The sequence below is a fragment of the Sediminibacterium sp. FW305-C-49 genome (assembly GCF_058231085.1).
This window is the reverse complement of record NZ_JBIQXS010000001.1, coordinates 804,683-821,150: the sequence shown is the minus strand read 5'-3', so window position 1 is coordinate 821,150 and position 16,468 is coordinate 804,683. Positions and strand designations below refer to the sequence as shown.

Annotated in this window: 12 protein-coding genes; 11 read left to right on the top strand and 1 reads right to left on the bottom strand. The window is 40.7% G+C overall.

Annotation, left to right across the window (positions count from 1 at the left end; all coding sequences use genetic code 11):
• Positions 1-24: 24 nt before the first annotated feature.
• The 11 genes from leuD (at position 25) to thrC (ending at position 14,401) form a co-directional block, all read left to right on the top strand.
• A complete protein-coding gene (leuD, locus tag ACH3Z1_RS03320; RefSeq protein WP_490820426.1) occupies positions 25-609 on the top strand; it encodes a 3-isopropylmalate dehydratase small subunit in 585 nt (194 codons plus the stop codon).
• 12 nt (positions 610-621) lie between these two features.
• Entirely contained in the window at positions 622-1,734 is a 1,113-nt protein-coding gene (gene leuB, locus ACH3Z1_RS03315) for a 3-isopropylmalate dehydrogenase (RefSeq protein ID WP_490820425.1), read from the top strand.
• Positions 1,735-2,108: 374 nt separating this feature from the next.
• Complete coding sequence (locus ACH3Z1_RS03310; protein ID WP_490820424.1) at positions 2,109-3,002, top strand: branched-chain amino acid transaminase; 894 nt, start codon at positions 2,109-2,111, stop codon at positions 3,000-3,002.
• 43 nt (positions 3,003-3,045) lie between these two features.
• Positions 3,046-4,728 carry a dihydroxy-acid dehydratase gene (gene ilvD / locus ACH3Z1_RS03305; RefSeq protein WP_490820423.1) on the top strand — a complete coding sequence of 561 codons (1,683 nt, stop codon included), beginning with the start codon at positions 3,046-3,048 and terminating at the stop codon, positions 4,726-4,728.
• Positions 4,729-4,753: 25 nt separating this feature from the next.
• The gene (gene ilvB / locus ACH3Z1_RS03300) at positions 4,754-6,490 is read left to right on the top strand and encodes a biosynthetic-type acetolactate synthase large subunit (RefSeq protein WP_490820422.1); all 1,737 of its coding nucleotides are present in this window, start codon (positions 4,754-4,756) and stop codon (positions 6,488-6,490) included.
• 4 nt (positions 6,491-6,494) lie between these two features.
• On the top strand, positions 6,495-7,085 hold the full coding sequence (ilvN, locus tag ACH3Z1_RS03295; protein ID WP_490820421.1) for an acetolactate synthase small subunit: 591 nt from the start codon (positions 6,495-6,497) through the stop codon (positions 7,083-7,085).
• Positions 7,086-7,121: 36 nt separating this feature from the next.
• Entirely contained in the window at positions 7,122-8,192 is a 1,071-nt protein-coding gene (ilvC, locus tag ACH3Z1_RS03290) for a ketol-acid reductoisomerase (RefSeq protein ID WP_490820420.1), read from the top strand.
• A 54-nt stretch (positions 8,193-8,246) separates the two neighbouring features.
• Positions 8,247-9,497, top strand: a complete 1,251-nt coding sequence (gene ilvA / locus ACH3Z1_RS03285) for a threonine ammonia-lyase (RefSeq protein ID WP_490820419.1) — start codon at positions 8,247-8,249, stop codon at positions 9,495-9,497.
• Between the two features lie 219 nt (positions 9,498-9,716).
• Entirely contained in the window at positions 9,717-12,161 is a 2,445-nt protein-coding gene (gene thrA / locus ACH3Z1_RS03280; protein ID WP_490820418.1) for a bifunctional aspartate kinase/homoserine dehydrogenase I, read from the top strand.
• Positions 12,162-12,165: 4 nt separating this feature from the next.
• Positions 12,166-13,098: a homoserine kinase gene (locus tag ACH3Z1_RS03275; protein WP_490820417.1), complete on the top strand. Its 933-nt coding sequence runs from the start codon at positions 12,166-12,168 to the stop codon at positions 13,096-13,098.
• 10 nt (positions 13,099-13,108) lie between these two features.
• The gene (gene thrC / locus ACH3Z1_RS03270; RefSeq protein WP_490820416.1) at positions 13,109-14,401 is read left to right on the top strand and encodes a threonine synthase; all 1,293 of its coding nucleotides are present in this window, start codon (positions 13,109-13,111) and stop codon (positions 14,399-14,401) included.
• Positions 14,402-14,403: 2 nt separating this feature from the next.
• Here thrC and ACH3Z1_RS03265 read toward each other — a convergent pair whose 3' ends face one another.
• The gene (locus ACH3Z1_RS03265) at positions 14,404-16,446 is read right to left on the bottom strand and encodes a PAS domain-containing sensor histidine kinase (protein WP_490820415.1); all 2,043 of its coding nucleotides are present in this window, start codon (positions 16,444-16,446) and stop codon (positions 14,404-14,406) included.
• Positions 16,447-16,468: the final 22 nt, after the last annotated feature.

The following is a 16,468-nucleotide window of genomic DNA, read 5'->3' as shown; positions in this document are numbered from 1 at the left end:
AGCCACAAGCTTCAAGATGATAAAATGAATAAAGTAACAACGATACAAAGCAGGTTTGTTCCGATTACGATGGAAAACATCGATACGGACCAGATTATTCCAGCACGCTTTTTAAAAGCAACCACAAGGGACGGGTTTGGTAAAAACCTTTTTCGCGACTGGCGTTATATAAATGACGATGACCAACAACCTAAAGCAGATTTTGTGTTAAACCAACCTGTATTTGCTGGAGAGATATTGGTTGCCGGAAAAAACTTTGGATGTGGTTCATCACGCGAACACGCAGCATGGGCCATAAAAGATTATGGATTTGCTGCAGTGGTCTCCAGTTTTTTTGCAGATATCTTTAAGAATAATGCGTTGAACAATGGACTTTTACCTGTTACAGTAACAGAAACATTTTTGCAGCAAATTTTCGTACAACCAGCAACATCAACCATCACCATCGACCTGTCTGCCCAAACCATTACCATCGATGCAACGGGTCAGCAGGAATCATTCGACATCAACAGTTATAAAAAAACCTGTCTGCTGAATGGATATGATGATATCGACTACCTGATCAATATGAAACAGGAAATAGAAACATTTGAACAAACATTTGCATAAACCTGAGCTATTATGAATAAGAAGATTGCCGTTATACCTGGAGATGGAATTGGACCTGAAGTCACCAATCAATCCGTAAAAGTATTGGATGCAGTGGCCAAACGCTTTGGTCACCAGTTCGATTATCGTTACGCGGTGATGGGCGCTATCGCTATTGATCAGACAGGTAATCCTTTGCCTGATGCAACGATTGATACCTGTTTACAAAGTGATGCCATTTTATTTGGTGCCATCGGCGATCCAAAATATGATAATGATCCTGCTGCAACAGTTCGGCCGGAACAGGGTTTACTTAAACTGCGCAAAGTATTACAACTCTATGCGAATATCAGACCCATTGATACTTACAAGGCATTACAGCATATGTCGCCATTGAAAGCAAAGCAACTGGAAAATGTTGATTTTGTGATCTTCCGTGAATTAACTGGTGGTATTTATTTTGGAAAAAAAGAATTACAGGCCGATGGAACCGTTGCGGTAGATGAGTGCGCCTATTCGGTAGAAGAAATTGAAAGAATTTCTCACCTGGCATTTCAGTATGCGCAAAAAAGAAGAAAAAAACTTACGTTGGTTGATAAAGCCAATGTGCTGGAAACTTCACGTCTCTGGAGAAAAGTGGTACAACAATTGAGCAGCACTTATCCTGACGTAGCAGTTGATTATATGTTTGTTGATAATGCAGCCATGCAGATCATTCTTAATCCCGCACAGTTTGATGTGGTATTAACCGAAAACATGTTTGGCGATATCATCAGCGATGAAGCCAGTGTATTAAGTGGTTCGCTGGGTTTATTACCATCTGCATCGGTGGGTAACACAGTGGCATTGTTTGAACCTATCCATGGATCGTATCCGCAGGCCGCAGGAAAAGATATTGCCAACCCATTGGGGTCCATACTTTCAGCGGCTATGTTGCTCGATCATTTTGGATTGCAGCAGGAAGCTGTCGCCGTTCGTAAAGCAGTGGAATGGACTTTAATCAATGGATTTGTATCAAAGGATATAGATCCTGTCAATAACTATTCAACAACCGCAATTGGCGATTTGATTGCAGATCATGTTGAAAGAAATACGGATGCAGAGATTGGCACTAACACAAGTTTGAATAAGTCAACGATTATTTAGATCGTTTAGCAGAGGAATAAAGTTAGAATAGGCAAGTGCGGCAAAATACCCTGGAGTATGCGCCGCACTTGGCTTTTAGAGCATAGCAATAACAAACGCTTGTTCGTAATAAAATGAGCGTTGCAGAAAAATAAATAAAAAAGTTCTTTGTTTTTTTCAACAGGCGGGACTATCTTCGTTATCAAGAGCATCCCTCTATGTTTAGAAACAGCATCAATATTGTCAACAGCATCAATACGATTATTATTGTGGTTGTCATTATTATCCCTGTACTGAACGGAGGAGGAGCCCTTATGTAATTGTAACGAAAAAACTAAGCATACAGCCCCGCCTCCAAAAGGCGGGGCTTTTTTATTTACAGCAAAACAAACAATATGTATTACGGCGAGTCAACGGTATTGTACTTTAATGGCGCATTCACAAAAGCGGCAGATGCAAAGATTGATTTGTATAGCCAGTCGCTGCACTATGGCTATGCAGTATTTGAAGGTATCAGGTCATACCAGACAGCAAACGGCACAAAAATTTTTAAGGCAAAAGAGCATTACGATCGTTTAAGGTATTCGGCAGAGGTAATGGGTATTCCCTTCTCCACTTCAACAGAGGAATTGACAGCATTGACTTATGAACTATTGAAACGCAACAATTTCAGTGATGCCTATATCAGGCCTGTTGTGCTCTGCTCTCCGAATATGTCATTGTCAAAAGGAAAAGAAAGTTATCTCGCCATTACCGCATGGGAATGGACCAATGGATACCTGAGTAATCAAATGCGTATCATGACTTCTTCTTACAGAAGACCAAACCCAAGCGGATTTAAGATCAATGCAAAAGTTTCAGGTCATTATGTAAACTCTATTCTAGCCTGTCAGGAAGCAAAAGACAATGCATACGACGAAGCATTATTACTCGATATAGATGGTAATGTTGCAGAAGGCCCGGGCGCCAATGTGTTCTTCGAAAAAGAAGGAGTACTGTATACACCTGCAACCGGAAATATCCTCCCTGGAATAACAAGAGCTACTGTTTTAGCATTATGTGAGGCATTGGATATCCCGGTTGTAGAGAAAAAATTCAAACCGGAAGAAATGCGGGGAGCGGATAGCGCTTTCTATTGTGGTACGGCTGCTGAAGTAGTTGCACTTGAATCGATGGACAATATTTCATTTACGCAATCATGGGAAAACAGCCTGGGAAGTGTATTACAAAAGGCATACAAAGCAAGCGTATTGGAAAAAGAATACAAGCGCGAAACTATTGAAGCCTAAAAATCATTGTCGCGGATTTCGATCCGGGGAATAAAAAATAAGCATGAAAGAACTGAATAAATATTCAAAGACCATTACACAGGATGTTACACAGCCTGCTGCGCAAGCTATGTTTTATGGTATTGGCCTGACAGAAGACGATTTGAAAAAAGCACAGGTAGGTGTGGTGAGTATGGGCTATGATGGCAATACCTGTAATATGCACCTGAATGATCTTGCCAAACTGGTAAAGCAAGGTGTATGGGATAATGATCTCGTTGGACTCATCTTTAATACAATTGGCGTAAGTGATGGCATGAGCAATGGCACTGATGGTATGCGATACTCTCTCGTGAGCAGAGATATCATTGCTGATTCTATTGAAGCTGTTTGTGGTGCGCAATACTATGATGGAATTATTGCCTTACCTGGATGCGATAAAAATATGCCGGGATCACTGATAGCTATGGGACGTTTAAATCGCCCAGCCATCATGGTGTATGGTGGTACCATTGCACCAGGGCATTACAAAGGACAGGATTTGAATATTGTTTCTGCTTTTGAAGCACTCGGACAAAAAATAGCCGGTAATTTATCAGAAGCAGACTTTAAGGGCATTGTACAACATGCTTGTCCGGGTGCAGGTGCCTGTGGTGGGATGTACACAGCCAATACAATGGCCTCAGCTATTGAAGCTTTAGGAATGAGTTTACCTTATTCATCATCGAACCCCGCATTAAGCGAAGAAAAAAAACAGGAATGTCTTGATGCTGGAAAAGCCATCCGTCATTTACTCGAACTGGATATCAAACCGAAAGATATCATGACAAGAAAAGCATTTGAAAATGCCATTACTGTTATCATGGTATTGGGTGGTAGTACCAATGCAGTATTGCATTTGATTGCCATGGCAAAAGCGGTGGATGTAGCACTTACACAAGACGATTTCCAGCAAATCAGTGATCGTGTACCTGTACTGGCCGACTTTAAACCCAGCGGTAAATACCTGATGCAGGACCTGCATCAATACGGCGGTTTGCCTTCGGTAATGAAATACCTGTTACAAAAAGGATTGTTGCATGGTGAATGTTTAACAGTAACAGGTAAAACACTGGCCGAAAATCTTTCATCTGCACCAGACCTTGATTTTCATCAACAGCAAATCATCCTTCCATTAGAAAGTCCGGTAAAAGCAACAGGCCATTTACAGATACTCTACGGTAACCTGGCAGAAAAAGGAAGCGTAGCAAAAATCAGTGGTAAAGAAGGTGAATTGTTTGAAGGTCCCGCCCGTGTATTTGATGGAGAACATGCATTGATTGATGGCATTAACAGTGGTAAAATAAAAAAAGGAGATGTAGTGGTGATCCGTTATGTGGGCCCGAAAGGTGGGCCGGGCATGCCTGAAATGCTGAAACCTACATCGGCTATTATTGGGGCTGGGCTCGGAAAATCGGTAGCACTCATCACAGATGGAAGATTCAGTGGAGGAACCCATGGTTTTGTGGTTGGGCATATTACACCAGAAGCATACGATGGCGGTTTGATTGCACTCGTGAAAGATGATGACATCATTGAGCTGAATGTATCAACCAAAAAAATGACACTCAAAATAACAGATACGGAAATAGAGAACAGAAGAAAAGCATGGAAACGTCCGGCACTGAATGCAACCAAAGGTGTGCTCTTTAAGTACGCACAGGTAGTAAAAGATGCATCAGCAGGTTGTGTAACAGATGAATTATAATCCAATCATTTATAACTGAAACAAGATGGAAGCAGTTGTGGTACCAAAAGAAGAGGCAAAGCAAAAACAGGTAACTGAACTAAGTGGTTCACAGGCTGTATTGGAAGCATTGATAGCAGAAAAAGTGGATACCATTTTCGGATATCCCGGCGGAGCCATTATGCCTATCTATGATGCTTTGTACGATTATCACGAGCAGTTGAAACATATCCTTGTTCGGCATGAACAGGGCGGTATACATGCTGCGCAGGGTTATGCACGTACATCCGGAAAAGTAGGGGTGGTATTTGCTACCAGCGGCCCCGGTGCTACTAATCTGGTAACAGGATTGGCCGATGCACAAATCGACAGTACTCCACTAGTATGTATTACGGGCCAGGTATTTGCGCATTTGCTCGGTACAGATGCTTTTCAGGAAACAGATGTAATCAATATTACCGCACCCGTAACCAAATGGAACTACCAGGTAACAGATGCAACAGAAATACCTGAAGTATTGGCCAAAGCTTTTTATATCGCAAGAAGCGGAAGACCCGGTCCGGTATTGATCGACATTACTAAAAATGCACAGTTACAAAAATTCGGATACGAAGGTTATTGCAAATGCGATCATATCAGGAGTTACAGACCCAAACCAATCATTCGAAATGAGTTTATAGAACAAGCCGCCGCATTGATTAATGCTGCCGAAAAACCATTTATCGTTTTTGGACAAGGTGTGATATTGGGTAAGGCTGAAAAAGAATTCAAATGTTTTGTGGAGAAATCCGGTATTCCCGCAGCATGGACCATTCTCGGTTTGAGTGCCCTGCCAACAGATCATCCGTTAAACATGGGTATGCTGGGAATGCATGGTAATTATGGCCCGAACGTAATGACCAATGAATGTGATGTATTAATTGCAGTAGGTATGCGTTTTGATGATCGCGTAACAGGAAGACTGGATAAGTATGCCAAACAGGCCAAAATAATTCATTTGGATATAGATCCATCCGAGATTGATAAAAACGTAAAAGCAACAGTAGGTGTTTGGGGCGATTGTAAAGAAACATTACCCCTGCTTACCAAACAGATACAGTCAAAAGTGTATCCACAGTGGGTAGAAAAGTTTAAAAGCTTTCAGCAGGAAGAAGAGACACAGGTAATTTTCGATGAACTGCACCCCGATACAGAACAGATGACGATGGGGGAAGTGTTGCGTGTACTCAATGAACTAACCAACGGAGACGCCATTATTGTTACAGATGTGGGTCAGCACCAGATGGTGGCCTGTCGTTATGCAAAATTCAATGAAACAAGAAGTAATGTAACATCGGGTGGATTGGGTACCATGGGTTTTGCATTACCTGCAGCTATTGGTGCAAAGTATGGTGCACCGGAAAGAACCGTTGTAGCCATCATTGGAGACGGAGGTATCCAGATGACCATTCAGGAACTGGGTACGATAATGCAAACGGGGATCAGTGTAAAAATATTAATCCTCAATAACCAGTTCTTGGGAATGGTACGCCAATGGCAGCAACTGTTTCATGATAAACGTTATTCGTTTGTAGACATAGCCAGTCCCAATTATGTAATGGTGGCAAAGGGATATGGCATCGAAGGAAACAGTATTAATGACCGTATACAATTAAAAACTGCACTGGAAACCATGTTGCAACACGATGGGTCTTATTTACTGGAAGTGATGGTTGGAAAAGAAAATAATGTGTTTCCCATGGTACCACAAGGATGTAGTGTTAGTGAAATCAGATTAAAATAATTGTATGAGCAAGCAGGAATTTACGATCACAGTCTATACAGAAAACCATATCGGGTTATTGAATCGTATTGCGATTATCTTCTCCAGAAGAAAAATCAATATCGAAAGCCTTAACACATCTCCTTCAGAAGTGGAAGGTATTCATCGGTTTACCATTGTTATTGATGAACTGGAAGAAGTAGTGCGTAAACTGGTAAGACAAATTGAAAAACAGGTAGAAGTATTAAAAGCGTATTACAATACCAACGACGAAATTGTATGGCAGGAACTGGCATTGTACAAAGTATCGACTGATGAGATTGCTGAAAAAGTAAAAGTAGAAAGACTGCTACGTGAGTATGGGGCAAGGGCGGTAGTGATCAGGAAAGACTATACCATTTTTGAAACCAGTGGTCATCGTGAAGAAACCAACAGGTTGATTGCCGTGCTGGAACCACATGGTCTGATCGAATTTGTGAGAAGTGCAAGGGTGGCTATCATTAAAGCCAGCCGAGGTTTTCATGAGAAGATCAAAGAATTTGAAGCAAAAGATCCGGGCGATGAAGTGATCGAAAATGAATACCTCGGAAAACAGGATGAAATATTTACAATGTAATAGAAACAAGCAATAAAAACTTATAAAACAAACATCATGGCAAAATTAAATTTCGGCGGCGTTGAAGAAAATGTAGTAACCCGCGAAGAGTTCCCGCTTGAAAAAGCACAAGCGGTACTGAAAAATGAAACCGTAGCAGTTATTGGTTATGGCGTTCAGGGACCCGGACAGGCATTGAACCAGAAAGAAAATGGTATCAATGTTATTGTAGGTCAGCGAAAAAATTCAAAAAGCTGGGATAAAGCTGTGCGTGATGGTTTTGTTCCCGGAGAATCACTTTTCGAAATTGAAGAAGCACTGGAACGTGGCACCATCATCTGTTACCTGTTAAGTGATGCAGCACAAATTAAATTATGGCCAACGGTACAAAAATATTTAACACCGGGTAAAGCCCTGTATTTCTCTCATGGCTTTGGTGTAACCTATAAAGAACAAACAGGTATTGTTCCGCCAGCCGATGTGGATGTATTCCTCGTCGCACCAAAAGGATCAGGTACATCATTGCGTCGCATGTTTTTGCAGGGTCGCGGACTGAACAGCAGTTATGCTATTTTTCAGGATGCTACAGGCCGCGCTTTTGAAAGAGTAGCGGCACTTGGTATTGCCATTGGAAGTGGCTACCTCTTTGAAACAGATTTCAAAAAAGAAGTATACAGCGATCTTACCGGAGAACGTGGTACACTGATGGGTGCCGTACAGGGTATTTTTGCTGCTCAGTATGAAGTATTGCGTGCAAAAGGTCATTCACCATCGGAGGCATTTAATGAAACGGTAGAAGAATTAACACAGTCATTGATGCCACTGGTGGCAGAAAACGGGATGGACTGGATGTATGCCAATTGTTCTACCACAGCACAACGTGGTGCATTGGATTGGTGGAAAAAATTCAGGGACGCTACATTACCTGTATTCACTGAATTGTATGAAAGTGTGGCAGCAGGTAAAGAAGCCGCGAAATCAATTGAAAGTAACAGCAAACCTGACTATCGCGAAAAACTGGAAGAAGAACTGAAAGAATTACGCGACAGTGAACTGTGGCAGGCAGGTAAAACAGTGAGAAGTCTGCGTCCGGAAAACCAGAAAGTAGCTGAAACAGTAGAAGCGTAGCATCTTAAATAAGTATGGCCCTCTCTGTAACAGGGAGGGCCAATAGTAACAGATATGAGCATAACAGCAACACATACGCTTGATTTTGCAGCGGCAGCAAAGCGCTTACAGCATGTGGTCAACCGAACACCATTAACGTATAACCGTGCTTTGTCGCGCAGGTATAACTGTAATGTGTATCTGAAAAGAGAAGACCTGCAGATAGTGCGATCGTATAAATTGCGTGGTGCTTATAACATGATGAGTAGCCTGCCTGCAGAACAATTACAGCAGGGTGTGGTATGTGCCAGTGCAGGAAACCATGCACAGGGATTTGCTTATAGTTGCAAAAAACTGAACATAAAGGGTGTGGTATTCATGCCCATCATTACACCCAACCAGAAAGTAAGCCAGACTAAAATGTTTGGAGAAGGGTTTGTAGAAGTGAAATTAACCGGCGACACTTTCGACGATTGCGCAACAGCCGCCAAAGAATATACGCTGGAAAATAAAATGACATTCATTCCGCCATTTGATGACCTGAGAATCATTGAAGGGCAATCAACCGTTGGATTAGAGATTATGGAAGATCTGGCGGATATTGATTACCTGTTTGTTCCGGTAGGTGGCGGCGGACTAAGCGCGGGTGTTGGCAGTTATTTCAAAACATTTTCGCCCAAAACAAAAATCATTGGTGTAGAACCGGAAGGGGCTCCATCGATGACAGAAGCATTAAAAGCAGGAAGCCCTGTTTTATTGGATCAGATTGAACGTTTCGTTGATGGTGCAGCAGTTAAAAGAGTAGGTGACATTACTTTTGAAATCTGTAAAGATGTACTGGATGATATGAAACTGGTACCCGAAGGTCGTGTTTGTTCCACCATTTTGCGTATGTATAATGAAGATGCAATTGTAGCTGAACCCGCAGGTGCGCTATCCATTGCAGCACTCGATGATTATACGGAAGCAATTGAGGGTAAGAATGTAGTTTGTATTGTAAGTGGCAGTAATAATGATATCGATCGTATGCAGGAAATCAAAGAAAGATCACTGCAATATGAAGGGTTGAAACATTATTTCCTTATCCGCTTTGCACAGAGACCCGGCGCACTCAAACAATTTGTGAACCATGTATTGGGACCGGATGATGATATCACCAGGTTTGAATACATGCAGAAACACAACAAAGAAACCGGTCCGGCATTGGTGGGTATTGAACTGAAATCGAAGAAAGATTATGAAATACTGATAGAGAACCTGAACAAACACCAGATTAACTATACAGAATTGAGTAAGCAGGATAATCTTTTTGGCTACCTGGTATAAAATCAGAAAACTATACTATATTTATAGGGTAATGAAACAACAGCAGTCAAATATCACTTCACTAGAAACAGCCCAACTGTTTACGACTGCTATTATTACAATCATTACCACTACAACAACCCTGTAAGGGGTTAATTATTCTATATCATACCATGGGTCGGCAGACTGTTTTCAAAGTAAACGGTTCTTATATTTTCTTATTCATTATCAAATCATTTTATGAAGGTTCTCAAATTCGGTGGAAGTTCAGTGGCCAATGCTGAAAATGTTGAAAAAGTAGTCAATATTGTTTTAGCACAAACAGGTACAGATAAAATTGCAGTAGTCGTTTCTGCTATGAGTGGTGTTACAGATAGCCTTTTAAAAATAGCCACGCTGGCTGCAACAGCAGATGAAACATATAAAGCCTCTCTGGAATTACTGGAACAAAAACACCTTGAGCTGGTTCGTTCACTATTACCTATACAACAGCAAAGTGCTACTTTAAGCCTTGTTAAACAACATTTCAATGACCTCGAGGGTATTTGCGATGGTGTTTACCTGTTGAAAGAACTTTCTTTACGCACACAGGATAAAATTGTGAGTTATGGAGAACTCCTCTCATCTCAAATTATTGCGTCTAGGTTTAAGTCGGCAGGCGTAGAGTCATTATGGGTCGATTCACGACACCTGATTGTAACCAATTCTAATTATTCCAATGCAGGCGTAGATTTCGCAATTACCAATGAAAGAATTTTTTCCTGGTTCAATGCCAACAAAGCAAAATATTATATCATACCAGGGTTTATAGCAGCCAATCTTGCTGAACATACAACAACATTAGGAAGAGGTGGATCAGATTATACAGGGGCTATTTATGCAGCCGCATTGGATGCTACTGTGCTGGAAATATGGACAGATGTAAGTGGCATGATGACTGCGGACCCACGACTTGTATCGAATGCCAAACCTATTGAACGCATTTCATACCAGGAGGCCATGGAGCTCTCACATTTTGGAGCTAAGATTATTTATCCGCCTACTATACAACCGGTCATGATTAAAAAAATACCGGTATGGATCAAAAATACATTTGCACCATCAGATCATGGAACATTGATAGAAAGCCATACAGAGACAGCTAATGAATTTATAAGAGGTATATCAAGTATTACAAGTATCAGTTTGCTAAGTCTGGAAGGAAGTGGAATGATCGGTATTCCCGGCTTTTCAAAACGTTTATTTGAATCGTTGGCAAATGAACAGGTGAATGTTATTTTAATTACCCAAAGCTCATCGGAACACTCTATTTGTGTAGGTATTAATGAAGCGGATACATTAAAAGCAAAAAGGGCTGTAGACAACGCTTTTAGTTATGAAATACAGACAGGAAAGGTCGATCCATTAATTGTGGAAACAAATCTCGCCATCTTAGCCCTCGTAGGTGAACAGATGAAAAGTCACCCCGGTGTCAGTGGTAAAATGTTCGGGGCATTGGGAAGAAATGGTATCAATATAAGAGCCATCGCACAGGGTTCATCTGAAAAAAATATTTCAGCAGTCATAGCAACCAAAGATGTTCGAAAGGCAATTAATGTGTTGCATGAAGTTTTTTTTGAAACAAGTTATAAGCAACTGAATGTCTTTATAGCAGGAGCTGGTAATGTGGGTAGCAAGCTGATCGCACAAATAAAACAACAACAACAGTTTCTACAGGAACAACTCAACTTGCAGGTAAGGGTCGTAGGCATAGCCAATAGCAAGAAAGCATTGCTGACAGACCAGGGTATAGAATTGAATCAATGGAAAACATTGCTGGAAGAAGCTCCTGCTGCTGGTATCGGCGATTTTGTTCAGCAGATCAGGGAGAAGAATCTGCGTAATAGTGTATTTGTAGATGTAACAGCCAACGAAGAAGTAGCAGCAGTTTATGATCAGCTTCTGGCAAAAAGTATTTCTGTAGTAGCCTGTAATAAAATTGCCTGCTCATCTTCGTATAGTAAGTATCAGCAACTGAAATCGCTGGCCAGAGAATACAATACCCTCTTCCTATTTGAAACTAATGTAGGGGCAGGTTTGCCGGTAATTGGTACATTAAATGATTTGTTACGCAGTGGTGATAAAGTAAATAAAATCAAAGCCGTACTGTCTGGTACACTCAATTATGTTTTTAATCATTACGACGGTACAAAACCTTTTGCAGAAGTAGTAAGACAGGCACAGACAGAAGGGTATACAGAACCAGATCCAAGACTGGACCTGGGAGGTACAGATGTAATGCGTAAAATTATGATTCTTGCCAGGGAAGCCGGACAGCAGATTGAAATGGATCAGATCAGCAACCGTTATTTCTTACCTGAATCCTGCTTCAAAGGAACAGTAGAAGATTTTTATGCAGAGATGACTAAACAGGAAGCTCATTTCAAATTATTATTTGAAAAAGCAGCAGACGAAGGGGCTAAACTGAAATTTGTAGCTAGCTATGAAGATGGGAAAGCAGCAGTAGGATTGGAGCATATATCGCCGAGTTCCGATTTCTATCATTTATATGGAAAAGATAACCTGGTATTATTTTATACTGATCGCTATCCTGAACAACCATTGGTGATTAAAGGTGCTGGTGCCGGGGCAGACGTTACTGCATCGGGTGTATTTGCAGATATTATTCGCGTAGCAAGAATCTAATGATATGGAAACAGGAAGAATCATTAAAGTACATGCACCGGCAACTGTGGCCAATATGGTATGCGGGTTTGATATACTCGGTTTTGCCGTGAGAGAACCTTATGACGAAATGTGGATCCGATTAACAGAACAACCTGGTATTACCATCATCAATAAAGACCATTACCAGTTACCAGTAGAACCGGAAAAAAATGTAGCAGGTGCGGCATTACTGGCTATGCTGGAAGAAATGACGATGCCGGTTGGGTTTGAACTTACGATTCATAAGCATATTAAACCTGGTAGTGGTGTTGGTTCGAGTGCAGCCAGTTCAGCAGGTGCAGTAGTAGCAGCCAATGCATTACTGAATAATGTTTTTAGTAAGGAAGACCTCGTACGTTTTGCCATGAATGGAGAAAAACTTGCATCGGGTGTGAAACACGCTGATAATATTGCCCCATGTATCTATGGTGGGGTAACGCTTATCAGATCCATTCATCCACTGGATATAGTTTCGCTAACCGCACCACCATTATATGTAACCATTGTTCACCCGCAGATAGAAGTACGAACTGCAGATGCAAGAAGCATTCTAAAAAAACAGGTCTACCTCAAAGATGCTATTAAACAATGGGGCAATATTGCAGGACTGGTAACCGGATTGCTGCAAAGTGATTATGAGCTGATAGGTCGTTCGCTCGAAGATGTATTGATAGAGCCGGTGAGAAGTATTCTTATCCCGGGTTTTAGCACCGTGAAAGCAAAAAGTAAAGAAGCGGGAGCTCTGGGAGGAGGAATCTCCGGATCAGGGCCATCCATTTTTATGCTGAGTAAAGATGAACAAACGGCGGTAGCAGTAGAACAGGAAATGAAAAAAGTATACCAGCAGTTAGGACTGGATCATCATACCTATGTAACCACCATACATTCATCCGGAATAGATATTGTTGAAGAATAAAAAATGATACATGCGTTATTATAGTTTAAACAGGCAATCGCCGGAGGTTGATTTCAGAGAGGCTACTATTTGCGGACAGGCACCTGATAAAGGCTTGTATTTTCCGGTAGCGTTGCCAAAATTGAAAGATACATTCATACAGCAGATAGATTACATGAGCAAAGAAGAGCTGGCTTATGAAATCATGAAACCCTATATCGGCAATAGCATCGGCGAAAACAATTTAAGAACAATTGTTGCAGAAACTGTCAATTTCCCTTTTCCACTGGTGCCTGTAAACGAAAATATTTATTCACTCGAATTGTTTCATGGTCCCACACTTGCTTTTAAAGATGTTGGCGCCCGATTTATGAGCCGCTGTCTGGGTTATTTTTCAAAAGACCAGAACAAAAAAACAACAGTGCTGGTTGCTACTTCAGGTGATACAGGTGGTGCTGTAGCAAATGGTTTTTTAGGTGTTGAAGCTGTTGAAGTGGTGATATTGTATCCTTCAGGTAAAGTAAGCCCGGTTCAGGAATTACAATTAACCACCTGTGGTCAGAATATTACTGCACTGGAAGTAAATGGAAGTTTCGATGACTGTCAGTCGATGGTAAAAGATGCTTTCATGGATGCCAAACTACGGGAACGTCTTCAACTCACATCCGCTAACTCTATTAATGTGGCACGTTGGTTACCACAACAACTTTATTATTTTTTCGCATGGCAGCAGTGGGCTGATAAAGAACACCCCCCTGTCATATCGGTACCCAGCGGTAACTTTGGAAATATTTGTGCAGGCTTGCTGGCCAGGTATTCAGGATTGCCCATACCTGCTTTTATTGCAGCCTGTAATGTAAATGATACTGTTTCAGATTTTCTGCAGACAGGAGTATATACACCCAAAACAGCTATTCCCACTGTATCAAATGCTATGGATGTAGGTAACCCCAGCAACTTGATCAGGATTATCGAATTGTTTAAAGTAGCGGGTATTCCGGTACATGAAATACTGCAAAGTGAAACTGTTACCGATGCTGAAACAATAGCCTGCATCAGGCATGTGTATGAAGACTATGGCTATATGCTCGACCCTCACGGAGCTGTGGCATACAGCGCATTGGAACGTAATATCGGAACAGATCAAAAAGCTATTTTCCTGGAAACAGCCCACCCTGTAAAGTTTCCGGATACTGTAAAGAAAGCTACAGGAAAGGATCCGGCAATGCCAGCATCCATTCAACCCCTATTAAAATTGCAAAAACAGGCGGTTACAATGCAACCTTCATTTGCGGCATTAAAGGAATGGTTATTGCATAAATAAGATCAGGAACTCTTCTTATTGAAGTAGATGATAAAAGTACTTCCTTTATCAACCTCACTGACAGCGGTAATAGATCCACCCATGGCTTCTACCTGTGTTTTTGTAATGAAAAGGCCCACCCCTTTTGCTTCTTCATGGCGATGAAAGGTTTTATTCAGACCGAATAATTTTTCGCTATGTCTGTTAAGGTCAATACCTAAACCATTGTCTTTGAATTTCAAGATTAATACGCCATCTTCAAATAAAGTTTCAGCATAAATAACAGGTGTACGTAAAGGAGACCTGTATTTTAAGGAATTGGAAAGCAGGTTTTGTAAAATACTTTCCAGGTAAAGTCTTGGATACTCAATGGCTGGTGCTTTGGTAAAATTGTAACTAACTACAGCTTCTGTTTCCATGATTTTACCAATCATACTGTCTTTCACTTTTTTGAACACTTCTTCAAATAACAGCGACTCTCTTTTCTTGCCCGTATCCTCCTGTATTTTCAGTGCATCTACCAACTCATTGAGTGTTTCGGAAAGGTTATGAATAACTGTTTCGAATTTTTCAAATAAGAGGGCTTTTTCTTCTTCTGTCTGGCTTTCTTTATATAACCATAATAAAGAGTTCAGGTTACTCACCGGAGACCTTAAATTATGAGAAGTAATATGCGCGAAATTGAGTAGTTGCTGGTTTTTTTGCTGCAGCTGTAATGATAATATTTCTTGCTCTGTTCTTGATTTTTTAACATCAGTAAAATCGGTAGCAACGCCACAAATGGCAACAACATTATAATGTTCGTCGAGTAAAGGGAATTTATTGGTGAGCATTGTTCTATGTGCCCCTTTCACAATGGCACTTGTTTCCTGTGTATTTGCTTCTTTAGAAGCTATAATAGCCGATTCGTTACCAACAAGCTTTGCCGCTATTTCTTCCGGAAAAAGATCAAATGCTGTTTTGCCAATAATATCGCTCACTTCAAGATCAAAATCGTTGGCAAACCGCTTATTTACTAAAAGGTATTTCCCTTTTATATCTTTAAGAAAAATAGCGGCAGATGTATTATTGATAATGCCTTTTAAGAGTTGCTCACTTTTCCAAAGATCGTTTCTGCTTTCTTTTAATGCTTTAACCGACTCATTCAATTCATTGGTTCTTTGTTCTACAATTTTCTCGAGATTTTTATTGAGATCCATTAACTGGTCTTCAGCAATATTTTTTTTGATATTAATCTTATTCAGTTGCCGGGCAGTGAGGGTAATGAGTAATAAGCCTACAAGTGTAAATGAAGTGGCAAATAAAGCAATGCCAAATTCAACACTGATCAGCCCCTCCCTGTGTAAATAAATCCTGATGATACTCAGGAATAGTACGGTGATGGTAAGTGTAGGAAACAACTGCCGGGCCATAATATTCCCCAGCCCTTTTCCGGTAAGTACACCAGTAATACCCAAATTATGGTTCCATAATGATGCAGCAATAGAAGTGATCAGTAATGCGATTGCTGTATGAATGGCCATAGACCCCAAGGCAGATAATTTATAAAATATGGGCACACCTAAAATATACCCGATGATAGCAAGTGATGCGATCAATGAAACTATATGCAAAAGATATTGAGCCACCACTCTTAAACTCTTTCTTGATGAGGTAATCAACAAAAAAGAAAAGCCCAATAAAAAAAAGGAAAAAGAAGTGCCTTGAGCCATTCTGCCGGGAGAAAATGATCCATCTTCTGTTACAAAAGAATCTTTGACGAGCAACTGATCAATACCAAAATCAAAACCTATAAGCGATTGTATAAATGTGGTAAAGCCTGTGAGTAACAATATAAAACTGAAACTAATCCTTGCCCATGACCATTTTTCTGAAACCAATGCATAAAGTATAGCACCCATGAATACGAAAAGTAGTGCTGTATTAAACTTCATGCTCACATACCCTGGTATAATTGTAGTAAGAGAGCGAAGATGAAAAATCCATCCGGCAGATACAATAGAACCAAGAACGATCGAGATAATGGATGCGAACCTGATATACTTTATGCTTGTATCCTGATTCATGAAATGAGGTGATGGGTGTTAT

Excerpts from the sequence above, each read along its gene's own strand:
- ilvC (WP_490820420.1), top strand. The coding sequence starts at position 7,122 with ATGGCAAAATTAAATTTCGGCGGCGTTGAAGAAAATGTAGTAACCCGC.
- ilvB (WP_490820422.1), top strand. The coding sequence starts at position 4,754 with ATGGAAGCAGTTGTGGTACCAAAAGAAGAGGCAAAGCAAAAACAGGTA.
- thrA (WP_490820418.1), top strand. The coding sequence starts at position 9,717 with ATGAAGGTTCTCAAATTCGGTGGAAGTTCAGTGGCCAATGCTGAAAAT.
- ilvN (WP_490820421.1), top strand. The coding sequence starts at position 6,495 with ATGAGCAAGCAGGAATTTACGATCACAGTCTATACAGAAAACCATATC.
- ACH3Z1_RS03265 (WP_490820415.1), bottom strand. The coding sequence starts at position 16,446 with ATGAATCAGGATACAAGCATAAAGTATATCAGGTTCGCATCCATTATC.
- ilvA (WP_490820419.1), top strand. The coding sequence starts at position 8,247 with ATGAGCATAACAGCAACACATACGCTTGATTTTGCAGCGGCAGCAAAG.
- leuD (WP_490820426.1), top strand. The coding sequence starts at position 25 with ATGAATAAAGTAACAACGATACAAAGCAGGTTTGTTCCGATTACGATG.
- leuB (WP_490820425.1), top strand. The coding sequence starts at position 622 with ATGAATAAGAAGATTGCCGTTATACCTGGAGATGGAATTGGACCTGAA.
- ACH3Z1_RS03275 (WP_490820417.1), top strand. The coding sequence starts at position 12,166 with ATGGAAACAGGAAGAATCATTAAAGTACATGCACCGGCAACTGTGGCC.
- ACH3Z1_RS03310 (WP_490820424.1), top strand. The coding sequence starts at position 2,109 with ATGTATTACGGCGAGTCAACGGTATTGTACTTTAATGGCGCATTCACA.
- thrC (WP_490820416.1), top strand. The coding sequence starts at position 13,109 with ATGCGTTATTATAGTTTAAACAGGCAATCGCCGGAGGTTGATTTCAGA.
- ilvD (WP_490820423.1), top strand. The coding sequence starts at position 3,046 with ATGAAAGAACTGAATAAATATTCAAAGACCATTACACAGGATGTTACA.